The organism is Streptomyces sp. NPDC047315, from assembly GCF_040643215.1.
Lineage (GTDB): Bacteria > Actinomycetota > Actinomycetes > Streptomycetales > Streptomycetaceae > Streptomyces.
In genome coordinates, this window is sequence record NZ_JBEYTZ010000011.1 from 54674 (window position 1) to 70493 (window position 15820).

Genomic DNA, 15820 nt, shown 5'->3' on the forward strand with positions numbered 1-15820 from the left:
GCCGGTGGTGCCGATGCCTCGCGTGGTTACGTGGTCATGCCACCACGACCGAAATCCCACCACGCAGCCGTGCACGACAGGCGCACGTCTCAACAGTAGGCCGCGGCAGGCTCCGACGGGCAGCGCTCTACAGCTCTTGCCCGAATGCGACCGGACCACCCTTATCCATCTGCTATGCGCCGAACGGGTGACTGTTACCGGTCGCCACCAAGGCGGGAAGGACGTCTGGTTCTCATCCCTTACGCCCTGTTCGACCAGTGGTGAGAGGTCGTCACCCGGCTTGTCCCAGCCTTGCCTACGGCTCCCTCACTCCGCGTCAGCACTCACCGGAGCGCACTCGGTCCCCCGCCGTCACTCCTCTACGGGCACAGCAGCCTCACGCGCCGCGTCCGGCCCCTGCTCCAGGAGGATCACCAGGCCGTCCTCGTTCAAAACCGGCACCTTGAGCTGCATCGCCTTGTCGTACTTCGAGCCCGGGTTGTCACCGACGACGACGAAGCCCGTCTTCTTCGACACAGATCCGGTCACTTTCGCGCCGAGGTTCTGGAGCGCTTCTTTTGCGCCATCCCTGGTGTAGTTGATCAGGGTCCCGGTGACGACGACGGTGAGACCCTCCAGCGGCCGGGGTCCCTGCTCCTCGCCGGCGCCCTCCTCCTCCATCCGGACGCCCGCGGCCCGCCACTTGCGCAGGATCTCCTGGTGCCAATCCTCGGCGAACCACTGCTTGAGGGAGGCGGCGATGATCGCGCCGACGCCGTCCGTGGCCGCCAACTCCTCCTCGGTGGCCTCCTGGATGCGGTCGATGGAGCGGAACTCTCGGGCCAGCGCTTCCGCCGCCACCGGCCCCACGTGACGGATGGACAGACCGGTCAACACCCGGGCGAGCGGGCGGTCCTTGGCCGCCTCGATGCTCTCCAGCAGCGCGAGGGTGTTCTTCTTGGCCTCGCCCTGCTGGTTGGCGAAGACGGTCGCCTTCTTCTCCTCGCCGTTCGGGTCCAGCTTGGGCAGTCCGCTGTCCTGGTCGAGGACGTACGCCACGATCGGCAGCAGCTGCTCGACCTTGAGGCCGAACAGATCGCCCTCGTCCCTCAGCGGCGGCTCAGCGGGCTCCAGCGGTCTGGTGAGCGCGGCGGCGGTGACGTAGCCGAAGTGGTCGATGTCGAAGGCCCGGCGGCCGGCGAGGTAGAACAGCCGCTCCCGCAACTGGGCGGGGCAGGAACGGGCGTTGGGGCAGCGCAGGTCGACGTCGCCCTCCTTCATGGGCCGCAGCGGCGTCCCGCACTCCGGGCAGTCGGCCGGCATCACGAACTCCCGCTCGCTGCCGTCGCGCAGGTCGGCCACCGGCCCCAGGATCTCCGGGATGACGTCACCGGCCTTGCGCAGCACGACCGTGTCCCCGATGAGGACGCCCTTGGCCTTGACCACGTCCTGGTTGTGCAAGGTGGCGAACTCGACCTCGGAGCCGGCCACCTTCACCGGCTCCACCTGCGCGTACGGGGTGACGCGACCGGTGCGGCCGACGCCCACCCGGATGTTGACCAGCTTGGTGTTGACCTCCTCCGGGGGGTACTTCCAGGCGATCGCCCACCGCGGGGCCCGCGAGGTGGAGCCCAACCGCCCCTGGAGCGGGATCTCGTCGAGCTTGACGACCACCCCGTCGATCTCGTGCTCCATGGAGTGGCGGTTCTTGCCGTAGTACGCGATGAACTCCCGGACGCCGTCCAGGGAGTCGACCACCTTGAAGTGCCGGGAGGTGGGCAGGCCCCACTCGTGCAGCAGTTCGTAGGCGTGCGACAGGCAGTCGATGTCGAAGCCGTCGCGGGCTCCGATGCCGTGCACCACCATGTGCAGCGGCAGCGTCGCCGTGACCTTGGGGTCCTTCTGGCGCAGGGACCCGGAGGCGGAGTTGCGCGGATTGGCGTACGGCTGCTCTCCCGCGGCGACCCGGCGCGCGTTCAGCTCCTCGAAGGCGTCCATCGGGAAGAAGACCTCACCGCGGATCTCGACGAGTTCGGGGATCCGGTCGCCCGACAGCCGGTCGGGGATGTCGGCGATCGTGCGGATGTTGGGCGTGATCTCCTCGCCCACGCGGCCGTCGCCCCGGGTCGCGGCCCGCACGAGCTTGCCCTTCTCGTACGTCAGGTTCACCGCGAGGCCGTCGATCTTCAGCTCGCACAGGAAGTGGAAGTCCGCGGTACCGACGTCGCGGGCGACCCGCTCCGCCCAGGCGGCCAGCTCCTCCTCGTCGAAGGCGTTGTCCAGGGAGAGCATGCGCTGGCGGTGCTCGACCTTGGTCAGCTCGGTCTCGTAGTGGCCGGCGACCTTCTGGGTCGGGGAATCGGGCGTGCGCAGCGCCGGATACCGCTCCTCCAGGGCCTCCAGGGAGCGCATCAGCGTGTCGAACTCGCCGTCGCTGATGACCGGCTGGTCCTTCACGTAGTACCGGAAGCGGTGCTCGTCGATCTGCTCGGCGAGTTGGGCGTGCTCCTCGCGCGCCCGTGCCGGCAGGTCGGCGTCGCCCTGCACCGCCGACAGGTCCGTACCGTCGGTGCCGTCCGTACCGTTCTGCACGTCCCGCTCGTCCTGCACGTCCCGTGAGGGCTCTTCCGTCCGCTCTTCGCCAGTCACCGTCTCGTCCTCCCGATTCCCCGGCATTGCCCCGTCACCCCGTCACTCAGGGTGTTCTGCGAGTGATCTCGCGGCCCGAACGCAGTGGGCGAGCGCGGCCCGTGCGTACGCCGGAGAGGCGCCCGCCAGACCACAGGTCGGGGTGATGACCACGGACTCGCTCAGAATCCCCGGATTCAGCCCCAACCTGCGCCACAACGTTCTGACACCCATGACGCTACCTGCCGGGTCTGACAATGCGGTGTCAGTGGACGGCACGACTCCCGCGAAGAGTCGAACACCGCTCTCGACGGACTCACCGATCGCCTCCTCGTCACGCTCGGTGAGCAGGCCGAAGTCGAAGGAGACCCCTGCCACACCGGCCCGCCGCAACAGCGCGAAGGGCACGTCGGGCGCGCAGGAGTGCACCACGGCGACCTCGTCGCCGATCACGTCCCGCAGCGCCCCTTCCACGATCTGACGGTCCACCGCCCGGTGCGTGCGGTAGCCGCTGGCGGTCTTGACCTGCCCGCGCAGCACGGCGGTCAGCGACGGCTCGTCCAACTGGAGCGCCAGCCGGGCGCCCGGCACCCGACGGCGCACCTGCGCCAGGTGCACGCGCAACCCCTCGGCGAGGGAGCCGACGAGGTCGCGGCAGGCGCCGGGGTCGACGAGCGCCGACTCTCCGTTGCGCAGCTCCAGGGCGGCGGCGAGCGTCCACGGCCCCACGGCCTGGACCTTCAGCGGCCCCCGGTAGTCCTGGGTGAACTCCTCCAGCGCGTCGAGGTCCTCGCCGAGCCAGGAGACGGCCCGACGGGTGTCGCGGCCCGGCCGGTCGCTGACGCGCCAGCCGCTGGGCTCGACGTGCGCGTACATCTCGACGAGGAGTCCCAGGGTCCGTCCGATCATGTCCGCACCGGGGCCCCGGGCGGGCAGTTCGAAGAGGTGGGGGAAGTCCTCGAAGGACCCCGTGACGGTCTTCGCCGCCTCCCGGGCGTCGCCCCCGGGCATGGACCCGACGCCGGTGGCCGGACCCCAGCTGAACTCGCGCTTCTCACTCACCCCGGCAGCGTACGTGCCGTTCGACGACGGGTACTCCCCGGCGTCCCGGCTCTCCGGCTCCGCCCTCCCTGCCGGTACGGGCTCAGCGCCCCGGCCGTACCGTCAGGTCGTTGATCTCGGCGTCCCGGGGCAGGTCGATCGCGGTGACGACGGCCGTGGCGACCGACTCCGGGTCGATCCAGCGGGCCGGGTCGTACTCCTTGCCCTCCTGCGAGTGCACCTTCGCCTGCATGGGGCTCGCGGTGCGGCCGGGATAGACGGAGGTGACCCGTACGCCGTTGTCGTGCTCCTCCGCCCGGAGGGAGTCGGCAAGCGCCTTCAGACCGTGCTTGGAGGCGGCGTACGCGCTCCACTCGGCGCTCGCCCGCAGCCCGGCGCCCGAGTTCACGAACACCACGTGCCCCTGCGAGACGCGCAGTTGCGGCAGGAGGAGCCGGGTCAGCTCGGCCGGGGCGACGAGGTTGGTGTTGAGCTGGTGGTGCCAGGTCACGGGGCGCAGGTCGGCAACGGGGCCGAGGTCGACCACGCCGGCGACGTGCAGCAGCGAGTCCACCCGGTCCGGCACCTGCTGGTGGGACAGGGCCCAGGAGATGCGGTCGGGGTCGGACAGGTCGGCCACGAGCGTGCGCGCCCCCGGGTACCGCGCGGCGATCTCCTTGGCCCGTCCGGCGTCGCGGGCCATCAGTACGAGGTCGTCGCCCCGGGCGTGGAGCCGGGCGGCGACGGCGGCACCGATGCCGGAGCCGGCTCCGGTGATCACATGGGTCTTCATGGCGCCCATGCTCGCACTCGCGCCCCGGCCGACAGAAAACGCGGCAGCGCCCGCCGCGCCCTCCCCTACGCGTACACGTACGCCTGCGCCTGCGCCTGCGCCGACCGGGGCTACTGGATCCCGGCCGACTCCTCCAGGTACGCCAGCGCCGATATGCCGTCCTCGGCGAAGAACACCAACTCCGTCAGGGGCAGCGGCAGGAAGCCCTCCTCTTCCATCCGCCGGAACTGCGCCTTCAGACCGTCGTAGAAGCCGGCCGTGTTCAACAGCACCACGGGCTTGTCGTGCTTGCCGTGCTTCTTGAGCTCCAGGATCTCGGTGGCCTCGTCCAGGGTCCCGGTGCCGCCCACCATGATCACGACGGCGTCGGACTTGGCGAGCAGCAGCGCCTTGCGCTCGGCGAGGTCCTTGGCGACGACCATTTCGTCCGCGTCTTCGCGGGCCACGTGGGACAGGAAGTCCACCGAGACGCCGACGAGGCGCCCGCCCGTGTGCCGCACGCCGTCGGCGACGACCTTCATCAGCCCGCTCTCCGAGCCGCCCCACACCAGGGTGTGGCCGCCCTTGCCGAGGAGTTCGGCGAACTCGCGTGCGGGGGTGGTGTATCGGTCGTCGAGGTCGGCGGCGGAGAGGAAGACGCAAATGTTCATGACGCCACCGTACGGGGCCGCGGCACACCTCGAGGTGACGGCGGTCGAACCTGTGGATGAACCTGTGGATAAACGGGCGTCCGGCCGCCGGCGATCCGGCGGCGGGACCGTGGAAGCCCTGCGCTGACCTGGGGCGCAGCGAGAAACTGAAAAAAGTCGTGCGACAGCGATGAGTTGCGGCGGCCCGTCCGGTCAGCACTGCCATGGACTACACGAGCCGTACGCTCAACAGGGCGCGCTCGGCGGACGGCACGCCCATCGCGTACGAGCAGCGCGGTGCCGGCCCCGCCGTGGTGCTGGTCAGCGGTGCGCTGGACACCGCCGCGGCCCAGGCGCCGCTCGCCGAGCTGTTGTCGTCGCACTTCAGCGTCTTCACCTACGACCGGCGCGGCCGGGGCGACAGCGGTGATGCCGTCGGGTACGCGGTGGAGCGGGAGATCGAGGACCTGGCCGCCGTCATCGAGGAGGCCGGCGGTCGGGCCCGGGTGCACGGCACGTCGTCGGGGGGCGCGCTCGCGCTGCGGGCCGCGGCCTCGGGCCTGCCGATCACGCAGCTCTCCGTCTACGAGCCGCCGTTCGACCCGGTCCCGCCCCCCGGATGCCCGGACGCGGACCATCTGGCGCGCACCCGTGAGCTGGTGGACGGCGGCAAGGTCGACGAGGCACTCGTCCTCTTCCTGGGCCTGTTGGGGACGCCGGGCAACATGATCGAGCAGATGCGCGACTTCCCCCTCTGGTCCGAGTTGACGGCGGCGGCGCACACGCTGCCGTACGACTACGCCGTCATGGGCGACGGCGCGGTGCCCGTACGCCTGCTGCACGAAGTCGCGGTGCGCGTGCTGGTGATCGAAGGCGGCGCCAGCGCCCCGTCGATGCGCGAGGCGATGCGGCTGGTGGCGGAGGCCCTGCCGCGCGCACGTCACCGTACGTTGACGGGGCAGACGCATCAGGTGGCGCCGCACGTGCTGGCGCCCGTGGTGGCGGCGTTCTTCGCCTCGTGAGCGCTCCCGCGCCGGCGTGCGCGGCGCGCGGGCGCCGGCGCACCGTGGTCACCGGCCCCAAGCCCGGGGCGTCACCGAAGGCCGTGGTGAGCGGCGCCGGAGCCCCACGGGGGTGGGTTCCGGCACGGCGCGCACGGTCTCCAAGGGGTGCCCGCGGACGAACGACGCCGTGACGTCCGTCGTGACGTCTGCGGTGACGTCCGCCGGGGCGCTCAGGCCACGGAAGCCGCGGCGCGCTGCGTGGCGGAGATCGTCGCCGAGCCCACCACCCGGGTGCCGTCGTAGAGCACGACCGCCTGGCCGGGGGCCACGCCGCGCACCGCTTCGGCGAAGGTCACCCGCAGCTCGCCGTCGACCATGACGGCCGTCACCGGGGTCTCGCCGCCGTGGGCGCGCAGCTGTGCGGTGTACGCCCCCGGGCCCTGCGGTTCGGCGCCGCACCAGCGCGGCTTGATCGCGGTCAGTCCGATGACGTCCAGCGCTTCAACGGGGCCGACGGTCACGGTGTTGTTCACCGGTGAGATGTCGAGGACGTAGCGCGGCTTCCCGTCGGGCGCGGGGTGGCCGATCCGCAGCCCCTTGCGCTGACCGATCGTGAAGCCGAACGCGCCCTCGTGGGTGCCGAGCCGGGTGCCGGACTCGTCGACGATGTCGCCTTCGGCGGTGCCGAGGCGGGAGGCGAGGAAACCCTGGGTGTCGCCGTCGGCGATGAAGCAGATGTCGTGGCTGTCGGGCTTGCGCGCCACCGCGAGACCGCGGCGCTCGGCCTCGCCGCGGATCTCGTCCTTGGTCGTGAGCGTGTCGCCGAGCGGGAACAGGGCGTGTGCGAGCTGGCGCTCGTCCAGCACCCCGAGGACGTAGGACTGGTCCTTGGCGGCGTCGCTGGCGCGGTGCAGCTCGCGCCGGCCGTCCTCGGTGACGACGACGGTCGCGTAGTGGCCGGTGCACACGGCGTCGAAGCCGAGGGCGAGCGCCTTGTCCAGCAGCGCGGCGAACTTGATCTTCTCGTTGCACCGCAGGCAGGGATTGGGGGTGCGGCCCGCCTCGTACTCGGCGATGAAGTCCTCCACGACGTCCTCGCGGAAGCGTTCGGCCAGGTCCCACACGTAGAAGGGGATGCCGATGACGTCCGCCGCGCGGCGCGCGTCGCGCGAGTCCTCGATGGTGCAGCACCCTCGTGCACCGGTGCGGAAGGACTGCGGATTCGCGGAGAGCGCGAGGTGGACGCCGGTCACGTCGTGCCCCGCTTCGACGGCTCGGGCGGCGGCGACGGCGGAGTCCACGCCTCCGGACATGGCGGCGAGCACGCGCAGCGGGCGCTGGGGAGTCTCAGTCATAGCCCTACCAGGGTACGGTCACGGAGAACCAAGAGCTCGCGAGTATGCGTTGTAGGGGATATGGGAAGCGATACGGGACGCGGGCGCGGGAAGCGGGACGGGGGCGACCGGGCCAAGGGCGGCCGGCTGCCGGGGCTGAGTCGGCGGGGGCTGCTGATCGGCAGCGCGGCGGCGCTGGTCGGCGGCGGCGTGCTGGCCCGGGACGAGCTGGGCCGGCTGTGGTGGAAGGTGCCCGGCATGAGCAAGCCGCGCAAGGAGGGCGAGCTGGACCACGCCGGCGCGGAGTGGACGGCGGCCTCCCGGGCGAACTGGCGGCTCGCGGACCGCCCCGACGACTACCGCATCGACCGGGTGATCATCCACGTCGTGCAGGGCAGCTTCCCGACGGCGCTGAGGGTCTTCAAGGATCCCGGGCACGGCGCGGCGACGCACTACGTGGTGCGCAAGGACGGCCACGTGGCGCAGATGATCCGCGAGCTGGACGTGGCCTTCCACGCGGGGAACCGTTCCTTCAACGAGCGCAGCGTCGGCATCGAGCACGAGGGGTTCGTGGACCGTCCGCAGGACTTCACGGACGCGATGTACGAGGGTTCGGCGCGGCTCACCGCCGGGATCTGCGCGCGGTACGAGATACCCGTGGACCGCGAGCACATCATGGGCCACGTGGAGGTGCCGGGGACGGACCACACGGACCCGGGGCCGCACTGGAACTGGGACCGCTACATGAAGCTGGTCAGTGAGGCGATGCCGGCGGCGCGGCAGGCCCTGGAGGCGAAGAAGAGCGCGAACGGGTAGCTGCCCGTCGTGGCGGGGGCGGGCCGGGGAACGGGCCCGATCCCCGGTCGGGGAAGGTCCGACGGGGCCCCGCGAGGGGCCGGCGAGGGATCCGGCGAAGGGTCCGGCGAAGGTCCGCTTGAGGGGAAGCAGACGCTTCGGTTCCACTTCTGGCGTGTGGACGCCAGACCGCGGTGGGCGGGTCCACCACGGGGCAGACTCAGGTCAGACCCGCCGTTCGGGCCCGGTCGACCGCCGGCCCGATCGCCTTCGCGACCGCTTCCACGTCCGCCGTGGTGGAGGTGTGACCGAGGGTGAAGCGAAGGGTCCCTCGCGCCAGGTCAGGGTCGGTGCCCGTCGCGAGGAGGACATGGCTGGGCTGGGCAACCCCGGCGGTGCAGGCCGACCCCGTGGAGCACTCGATGCCCTGTGCGTCCAGGAGCAGGAGCAGCGAGTCGCCCTCGCATCCAGGGAAGGTGAAGTGCGCGTTGGCGGGCAGTCGGTCCTCGGGGTCGCCACCGAGGACCGCGTCCGGCACCGCGTCCAGTACGGCACGGACGAGCTGGTCCCGAAGGGAGCCGATCTCTCGCGCGAACTCCTCACGGCGTTCGGCGACCAGCTTGCCGGCCACGGCAAAGGAGGCGATGGCAGGGGTGTCCAGGGTCCCTGAGCGCACGTGGCGCTCCTGCCCGCCTCCGTGGAGTACCGGCACGGGAGCGTAGTCCCGGCCCAGGAGTAGCGCGCCGATCCCGTACGGCCCGCCGATCTTGTGGCCGGAGACCGTCATGGCCGCGAGCCCGGAGTCGGCGAAGCTCACGTCGAGCTGGCCGACGGCCTGGACCGCGTCCGCATGCAGCGGGACGCCGTACTCGTTCGCCACGTCGGCGAGCGCGGCGACCGGCATCACGGTGCCGATCTCGTTGTTGGCCCACATGACGGTGGCGAGGGCGACATCGTCGGGATTGCGCTCGATGGCCTCGCGCAGGGCCTCGGGGTGTACCCGCCCGTAGGCGTCGACGGGCAGGTACTCCACCGTGGCGCCTTCGTGGTCGCCGAGCCAGTCCACGGCGTCGAGGACGGCGTGGTGCTCCACGGGGCTCGCCAGCACCCGGGTGCGCGCGGGATCGGCGTCCCGCCGTTGCCAGTAGAGGCCCTTCACGGCGAGGTTGTCCGCCTCGGTCCCGCCCGAGGTGAAAACCACCTCGCTGGGGCGACCGCCGAGTGCGTCGGCGAGGGTCTCGCGCGCCTCTTCGACGGTGCGTCGGGCACGCCGCCCGGCGGCGTGCAGCGCGGACGCGTTGCCGGTGACGGTGAGCTGCGCAGTCATCGCCTCGATGGCCTCCGGAAGCATCGGAGTCGTCGCGGCGTGGTCGAGGTAAGCCATGGTGGCCTCGATTCTACGAGGCAGGAAGGGGGGCGCGGACGCGGCGCAGGGAGGTACGGAAGGGCAGGACGTGCGGGAGCACCGCACGGGCCGGGTGCACGGCGGGGGTTCGGCGCTGGATACGGGCGGCGCCGGCTCACCCGGTCCCGTACAGCGCGACCACGTCGGCGGCGGTGCGGGCGAGGTGTTCCCGGGCCTCGGGTGGGGTGAGGACGCGTACGGAGGAGCCGAAGGTGAGGAGGGTGCCGATCTCGCCCAGCGCGGAGAAGCCGAGCTCCAGTCGGTGCCATCCGGCACCCTCTGCGCCCTCGGCACCCTCTACGCGCTCGGCGCCCTCTGCGCCCTTGGTGGCTTGGGGGTCTCCGGGCTCCTTGGCCTGCTCGTGGTGGTCGCTGAGGATGCGGTGGGCGTGCAGGCGCAGGAAGAGCTCCAGCCTGTCGCGGTGCACCAGCGCCGTCACCGTGATCTGCGGCGGCCGGGCCTCCAGTCGATGGCGCAGGGTCTCCCAGACCTCGGCGAGTTCGAGGCCGGGGCGGCGGCGCACGTCCTCGTCGACGACCGCGGCGCGGGCCACCCGGTCCGCCCGGAACAGTCGGGGCGCCCCCTCCTCGTCGGCGACGAGGTACCAGATCCCGGCCTTGACGACCAGGCCGTAGGGGTCGAGCAGATGGTCGTCGGGCGGGGCCGACCGGTTGCGGCGGTAGCTCAGGCGCAGCCGGCGGTCGGCGAAGACGGCCGCGGTCAGCACGTCCAGGTCGACGGCCGGTGGCTGCGGGGAGAGCCAGCGGGCGGGGTCGACCAGGATACGGCGGCTCGTCAGCTCGGCTGCGGGACGGTGGGGTTCGGGCAGGGCGGCCATCACCTTGCGCAGGGCCGAGCGGAGAGCGGCGTCCAGTCCGAGGGCGGCGTGGGTGCCCTGGGCGGCCAGGACGAAGAGCGCCCGCGACTCGTCCTCCGTGAGACCTGTCACATCGGTGCGGAAGCCGGGGAGCAGGGTGATCCCGCCGTGTCTGCCGCGTTCTGCGTAGACGGGGACGCCGGCGGCGGACAGCGCCTCGACGTCGCGGTAGATGGTGCGTACGGACACCTCCAGGCGCTCAGCGAGCTCGGAGGCGGGGACGAGACCGCGGGTTTGGAGGAGCAGCAGGATCGAGAGCAGGCGGTCTGATTTCACGGGTGGTGGATGGGGTCAGCGGGGGGCCTTCGCCAGTTGTCGGGACTGGGCCACCAGGCGGCCCCGGCTGTCCCAGATCTCGGCGTCCTCCTCCAGGAAGCCGCCGGCCATGTTGCGGGTGGAGATCGCGACGCCGAGCGGCCCGGGTGCCGGGCGGCAGCGGATGTGGGTGGTCAGCTCGACGGTCGGGGTCCACCCCTTGAGCCCGAGGTCGAAGGAGGTCGGGGGGAAGGCGTCGACCGTGAGCAGCAGGGAGAGCGGGTCGGCGTCCCGGCCGTCCGCGAGGCCGAACCAGCCCCGCACCTCCCCCTTGCCGGAGGGGGCTCCGACGGCCCAGCCGATCGTCGTCGGGTCGAGCCGGATGTCCAGGCGGCCCAGGATCGCCCACTTCTCGGCGAACTCGGGGTCGGGTGCATCGGCCGAGCCGAAGCACTTGTCGTGGGGGGCTATGGAGGGCGGGGTCGCCGAGGTGCGGACGTCGTCGGTGAGGCCGTTCAGATCGCCGTGGGTGGCCAGCACCCGGATCCGCTCGACCTCGGCGCCGTCCTCGTCGTACTGGAAGAGGGAAGCCTGGCCGGTGGAGAGCGTGCGGCCGGTGCGGACGGTCTGGGTGCGGATCACCGCGGGGCCGGGGGTGCTCGCGCTGACGAAGTGGGCCGAGGTCGTGAAGGGGTCGGGGTGCGGTAGGGCCTCCCCGAGGGCTCGGCCGATCACCGCCAGCAGATAGCCGCCGTTGACGGCGTGGGCGATCGACCAGCCCGCCGAGAGCTGGGCGTCGTAGACGCCCGGAGTGCGCAGGGTGACGGCGGTGTCGCGGTCGAACTCGCTGTCGCCGATGGATGCCTGAACTGCCTGTGCCATAGCGGCACGGTACATCAGGGACATACTAAGCGGTAGCTTTTGACCTTCAGACCTCTTCGACCGCCGTGGAGCGGCGGTTCCAGGCGCGCGGGGCGCGCCAGTGGAAGCGAATGGCCAGCAGCCGCAGCACGAAGGCGGTGAGTGCGGCGAATCCGCTGGTCAACCCGTTCAAGGTGTCGAACTGGATGAAGAGCGCGACCATCGCGGCGCCGACGATGGCCGGGACGGCGTACAGGTCGCGGTCCCAGCGCAGCAGGGACGGCACCTCGTTGGCCAGTACGTCCCTGAGCACACCGCCGCCGGCGGCGGTCGCCACGCCCAGCGCCGCCGACGAGGTCAGCCCCAGCCCGTACTCGTACGCCTTGGTGGTGCCGGTGACGCAGAAGAGGCCGAGGCCGGCGGCGTCGAAGACGTTGACCCCGGTCTGGATGCGTTCGACGACGGGGTGGAGGAAGAAGACGAGGGCCGTGGCGACCAGGGGCATCAGGAAGTATCCGAGGTCGGTGAAGGCGGCTGGCGGGACGGCCCCGATGATCAGATCACGCAGCAGCCCTCCGCCCAGCGCGGTGACCTCGGCGAGCACCGCCATGCCGAAGACGTCGAAGTTCTTGCGGACGGCGAGCAGTGCACCGGAGATCGCGAAGACGAAGATTCCGGCGAGGTCGAGCGCGTGCTGGACGGAGGGCGTGAACAGTTCTTGGAGCACCGGACGATTGTGCCGCCTTTGCCCCGGTGCTCCGGACCGGCGGCTACTTCTCCGGGGTGCTCCTTCCGCCCCCTTCGCCCCCTTCGACTCCTCCGTCTCCCTGCGCCGTCTCGGCCGCCTCGGCCGCGGCGTCCTCGGTCGGCGTCTCGGCCGCCTCCGCGGACTTGGAGACCGCCGTCACCACCTCGATCGCCTCCTTGGCCGATGCCAGCCGGGACTCGTCGGGCGCCTGGTCCGGTGCGTTCTCCGGGTGGTGGCAGGCGACCTGCTGGCCCGGGCGCAGCTCGATCAGCGGCGGTTCCTTCGTGGTGCAGAGCTCCGTCGCCTTCCAGCACCGGGTGTGGAAGCGGCAGCCCGTCGGTGGTGCGATCGGGGAGGGCACGTCGCCCTTGAGCAGGATGCGCTCGCTCTTCGCGCCGCGCCTGCGCGGGTCCGGCACCGGCACCGCGGACAGCAGCGCCTTGGTGTACGGGTGCAACGGCGACTGGTACAGCGACGCGCGGTCCGCCAGCTCCACGATCTTGCCCAGGTACATCACCGCGATCCGGTCCGAGACGTGCCGGATCACCGAGAGGTCGTGGGCGATGATCACGTACGTGAGCCCCAGCTCGTCCTGGAGGTCGTCGAGCAGGTTCACCACCTGCGCCTGGATCGACACGTCCAGCGCGGAGACCGGCTCGTCCGCCACCACCAGCTTCGGCTTCAGCGCCAGCGCCCGCGCGATCCCGATGCGCTGGCGCTGACCGCCGGAGAACTCGTGCGGATAGCGGTTGTAGTGCTCCGGGTTGAGCCCCACCAGCTCCAGCAGCCGCTGGACCTCCTGCTTCACCCCGCCCTCCGGAGTGATGCCCTGGAGCTTGAAGGGCGCGGAGACGATGGTGCCGATGGTGTGCCGGGGGTTCAGCGAGGAGTACGGGTCCTGGAAGATCATCTGGACGTCACGGCGCAGCGGTCGCATCCGACCGACGCCCATGTGCGTGATGTCGTGGCCCTCGAACTCGATCCGGCCGCCCGTCGGCTCCAGCAGCCGGGTGATCAGCCGCCCCATGGTGGACTTGCCGCACCCCGACTCGCCCACCACGCCCAGCGTCTCGCCGGGGCGCACGTCGAAGGAGAGCCCGTCCACCGCCTGCACGGCGCCGGTCTGCCTGCGCAACAGACCCGAGCGGATCGGGAAGTGCTTGACCAGCCCCTCGACCTTGAGCAGCGCGTCCGGCGCGGTGGCCGATCCGGTCTCCGCCGCCTGGTGGGGAATCTTCACGTTGTCACTCACAGCTTGGGCGCAATCTCTTCGGTCCAGATCCGCGTCCGCTCCTCCTGCGCCATGTGGCAGGCGGAGAAGTGCCGGCTGCCGACCTCGGTCAGTTCGGGGCGGACGGTGCGCGTCACGTTGTCCTTCGGTACGTCCGCGTAGGGGCACCGCGGGTTGAAGGCGCAGCCGTCGGGGATGTTGATCAGGCTGGGCGGCGAGCCCTTGACCGGGATGAGCCGTTCGGTCTGGTCACGGTCGATGCGCGGCATCGAGCCGAGCAGCCCCCAGGTGTAGGGGTGCTGCGGTTCGTAGAAGACCTGCTCGGCGGGGCCGCGCTCCACGCACCGGCCGCCGTACATCACCAGGATGTCGTCGGCGAGTTCGGCGACGACGCCCAGGTCGTGGGTGATGATGATGACCGCCGAGCCGAACTCCTTCTGCAGGTCCCTGATCAGGTCGAGGATCTGTGCCTGCACGGTGACGTCCAGGGCGGTCGTCGGCTCGTCGGCGATCAGCAGCTCGGGGTTGTTGACCAGGGACATCGCGATCATCGCACGCTGGCGCATGCCGCCGGAGAACTCGTGCGGGTAGTTGTCCACCCGCTTGTCGGGCTGCGGGATGCCGACCCGGTCGAGCATCTCGATCGCCCGGGTGCGCGCGACCTTCTTGTCGACGTCGTGGTGGACCCGGTACGCCTCCACGATCTGCCGCCCGATGGTGTAGTACGGGTGCAGCGCGGACAGCGGGTCCTGGAAGATCATCGCCATGTTCCGGCCGCGGAGCTTGCGCACCTCGTCCGGTTCGGCGCCGAGCAGCTCCTGGCCGTCCAGCCAGATCTCGCCGGAGATCCGGGCCTTGCGGCGGCCGTACTGGCCGGCGGTGTGCAGGCCCATGATGCCGAGCGAAGTGACGGACTTGCCGGAGCCGGACTCGCCGACGATGCCGAGGGTCTTGCCCTTCTCCAACTGGAAGCTGAGGCCGTCGACGGACTTGACCACGCCGTCGTCGGTCGGGAAGTGGACCTTGAGGTCGCGCACTTCGAGGAAGGCGCTGGGGGCGGGCGCGCCAGCCGCGGCGACCTCGCCGGGGGCGGTGGCCGGGCCGGTGGCGGCCCCGGACTTGTTCAGGTCGGTCATCCGATCCTCACTCGTGGGTCGACGACGGCGTACAACATGTCCACGACGAGGTTCGCCACGCAGATGAAGAGCGCCGCGAAGAGGGTGACGCCGAGAATCAGCGGCAGGTCCTTGGAGTTGATGGACTCGATCGCCAGCTTGCCGAGCCCGGGCAGGTTGTACGTGGACTCGGTGAGCACGGCACCGCCGAGCAGCGCCCCGAGGTCGAGTCCGAGCAGGGTGAGCACCGGGGTCCAGGTGGAGCGCATCGCGTGCCGTCCGATGACGACCCGCTCGGTGAGCCCCTTGGCGCGGGCGGTGCGGATGTAGTCCTCGCCCATGATCTCCAGCATGGTGGCGCGGGTGAGCCGGGCGTACATCGCCGCGTACAGGAACGCCAGGGTGATCCACGGCAGGACGAGGGTCTGGAACCACTGGGCGGGGTCCTGCTCCAGCGGTGCGTACTCGCCGCTGACCCAGTCGAGTTGCCAGCTGAAGACGGCGAGCGAGATCAGTCCGGTGAAGTAGATGGGCAGCGAAACGCCGGCGAGGGCGACCGTCATCGCGGCCCGGTCCCACAGGGTGCCCCGGCGCAGCGCCGAGACGACGCCGGCCGCGACGCCGCCGCCGACCCAGAGCAGGCAGGCGCCGGCCGCGAGCGAGAGGGTGACCGGGATGGCGTCGGCGAGCTGCGGCCACACGGCCTGCTCGGTGCGGAAGGAGTAGCCGAAGCAGGGGGCAGGGCACTTCGTGACGTCCGCGCCGTTGGCGTACTCACGGCCGGCGAAGATGCCCTGGACGAAGTTCCAGAACTGCACCAGCACCGGGTCGGCGAGGCCCAGCTTCTTCCGGATGCCCTCGATCGCGGCGGGGTCGGCCTGCTTGCCCGCGAACAGGTACGCGGGATCGGACCCGGCCCACTTGGGGAGCACGAAGAAGATGACGAAGGTCGTCAGGGTCACGACCAACAGCATCATGGCGACGGCGAACAATCGCCGGATGACGTAAGCAAGCACTGTGCGCGGCCCGGCGGCGGCCCCGGGAGCCCGGATTTCGGGTCGTGGGGGTCGTCGCCCGAGGCCATCACCTGCCCTTCGGGACTGGCGGTTTGGGCGTTGGCGGTGT

14 protein-coding genes are annotated in these 15820 nt (G+C 71.1%); 2 read left to right on the top strand and 12 right to left on the bottom strand.

Annotation, left to right across the window (positions count from 1 at the left end; all coding sequences use genetic code 11):
* Positions 1–351: 351 nt before the first annotated feature.
* The 4 genes from ligA to ABZ842_RS15070 all read right to left on the bottom strand — a co-directional run bounded on the left by ligA (position 352) and on the right by ABZ842_RS15070 (position 5091).
* The gene (gene ligA / locus ABZ842_RS15055; RefSeq protein ID WP_361537013.1) at positions 352–2655 is read right to left on the bottom strand and encodes an NAD-dependent DNA ligase LigA; all 2304 of its coding nucleotides are present in this window, start codon (positions 2653–2655) and stop codon (positions 352–354) included.
* Positions 2656–2670: 15 nt separating this feature from the next.
* Positions 2671–3669: a methionine synthase gene (locus ABZ842_RS15060; RefSeq protein ID WP_361537015.1), complete on the bottom strand. Its 999-nt coding sequence runs from the start codon at positions 3667–3669 to the stop codon at positions 2671–2673.
* An 82-nt stretch (positions 3670–3751) separates the two neighbouring features.
* Positions 3752–4441: an SDR family oxidoreductase gene (locus ABZ842_RS15065; RefSeq protein WP_361537017.1), complete on the bottom strand. Its 690-nt coding sequence runs from the start codon at positions 4439–4441 to the stop codon at positions 3752–3754.
* 110 nt (positions 4442–4551) lie between these two features.
* Positions 4552–5091: a TIGR00730 family Rossman fold protein gene (locus tag ABZ842_RS15070; protein WP_361537019.1), complete on the bottom strand. Its 540-nt coding sequence runs from the start codon at positions 5089–5091 to the stop codon at positions 4552–4554.
* A gap of 203 nt (positions 5092–5294) precedes the next feature.
* On the opposite strand from ABZ842_RS15070, the gene ABZ842_RS15075 reads away from it, so the two are divergent.
* Complete coding sequence (locus ABZ842_RS15075; RefSeq protein ID WP_361537021.1) at positions 5295–6092, top strand: alpha/beta fold hydrolase; 798 nt, start codon at positions 5295–5297, stop codon at positions 6090–6092.
* A 212-nt stretch (positions 6093–6304) separates the two neighbouring features.
* On the opposite strand, the gene mnmA is transcribed toward ABZ842_RS15075, so the two are convergent.
* Positions 6305–7429, bottom strand: coding sequence for a tRNA 2-thiouridine(34) synthase MnmA (mnmA, locus tag ABZ842_RS15080; RefSeq protein ID WP_361537023.1), 1125 nt, complete (start codon positions 7427–7429; stop codon positions 6305–6307).
* Positions 7430–7489: 60 nt separating this feature from the next.
* On the opposite strand from mnmA, the gene ABZ842_RS15085 reads away from it, so the two are divergent.
* Positions 7490–8224, top strand: coding sequence for an N-acetylmuramoyl-L-alanine amidase (locus ABZ842_RS15085; protein WP_361537025.1), 735 nt, complete (start codon positions 7490–7492; stop codon positions 8222–8224).
* Between the two features lie 199 nt (positions 8225–8423).
* Here the strand turns inward: ABZ842_RS15085 and ABZ842_RS15090 are convergent, their stop codons facing one another.
* The 7 genes from ABZ842_RS15090 to ABZ842_RS15120 all read right to left on the bottom strand — a co-directional run bounded on the left by ABZ842_RS15090 (position 8424) and on the right by ABZ842_RS15120 (position 15711).
* Positions 8424–9587 carry a cysteine desulfurase family protein gene (locus ABZ842_RS15090; protein ID WP_361537027.1) on the bottom strand — a complete coding sequence of 388 codons (1164 nt, stop codon included), beginning with the start codon at positions 9585–9587 and terminating at the stop codon, positions 8424–8426.
* Positions 9588–9723: 136 nt separating this feature from the next.
* Positions 9724–10761: a YafY family protein gene (locus ABZ842_RS15095; protein WP_361537029.1), complete on the bottom strand. Its 1038-nt coding sequence runs from the start codon at positions 10759–10761 to the stop codon at positions 9724–9726.
* A gap of 15 nt (positions 10762–10776) precedes the next feature.
* On the bottom strand, positions 10777–11622 hold the full coding sequence (locus tag ABZ842_RS15100; RefSeq protein ID WP_361537031.1) for a thioesterase family protein: 846 nt from the start codon (positions 11620–11622) through the stop codon (positions 10777–10779).
* 46 nt (positions 11623–11668) lie between these two features.
* Positions 11669–12328 (bottom strand): trimeric intracellular cation channel family protein, encoded by a 660-nt coding sequence (locus ABZ842_RS15105; RefSeq protein WP_361537033.1) that lies wholly within the window; start codon positions 12326–12328, stop codon positions 11669–11671.
* 43 nt (positions 12329–12371) lie between these two features.
* Positions 12372–13589, bottom strand: a complete 1218-nt coding sequence (locus ABZ842_RS15110) for a dipeptide ABC transporter ATP-binding protein (RefSeq protein ID WP_361537035.1) — start codon at positions 13587–13589, stop codon at positions 12372–12374.
* Positions 13590–13597: 8 nt separating this feature from the next.
* A complete protein-coding gene (locus tag ABZ842_RS15115; RefSeq protein WP_361537037.1) occupies positions 13598–14716 on the bottom strand; it encodes an ABC transporter ATP-binding protein in 1119 nt (372 codons plus the stop codon).
* On the bottom strand, positions 14713–15711 hold the full coding sequence (locus ABZ842_RS15120; protein WP_361537039.1) for an ABC transporter permease: 999 nt from the start codon (positions 15709–15711) through the stop codon (positions 14713–14715). The genes ABZ842_RS15115 and ABZ842_RS15120 overlap by 4 nt, the downstream gene beginning before the upstream one ends.
* Positions 15712–15820: the final 109 nt, after the last annotated feature.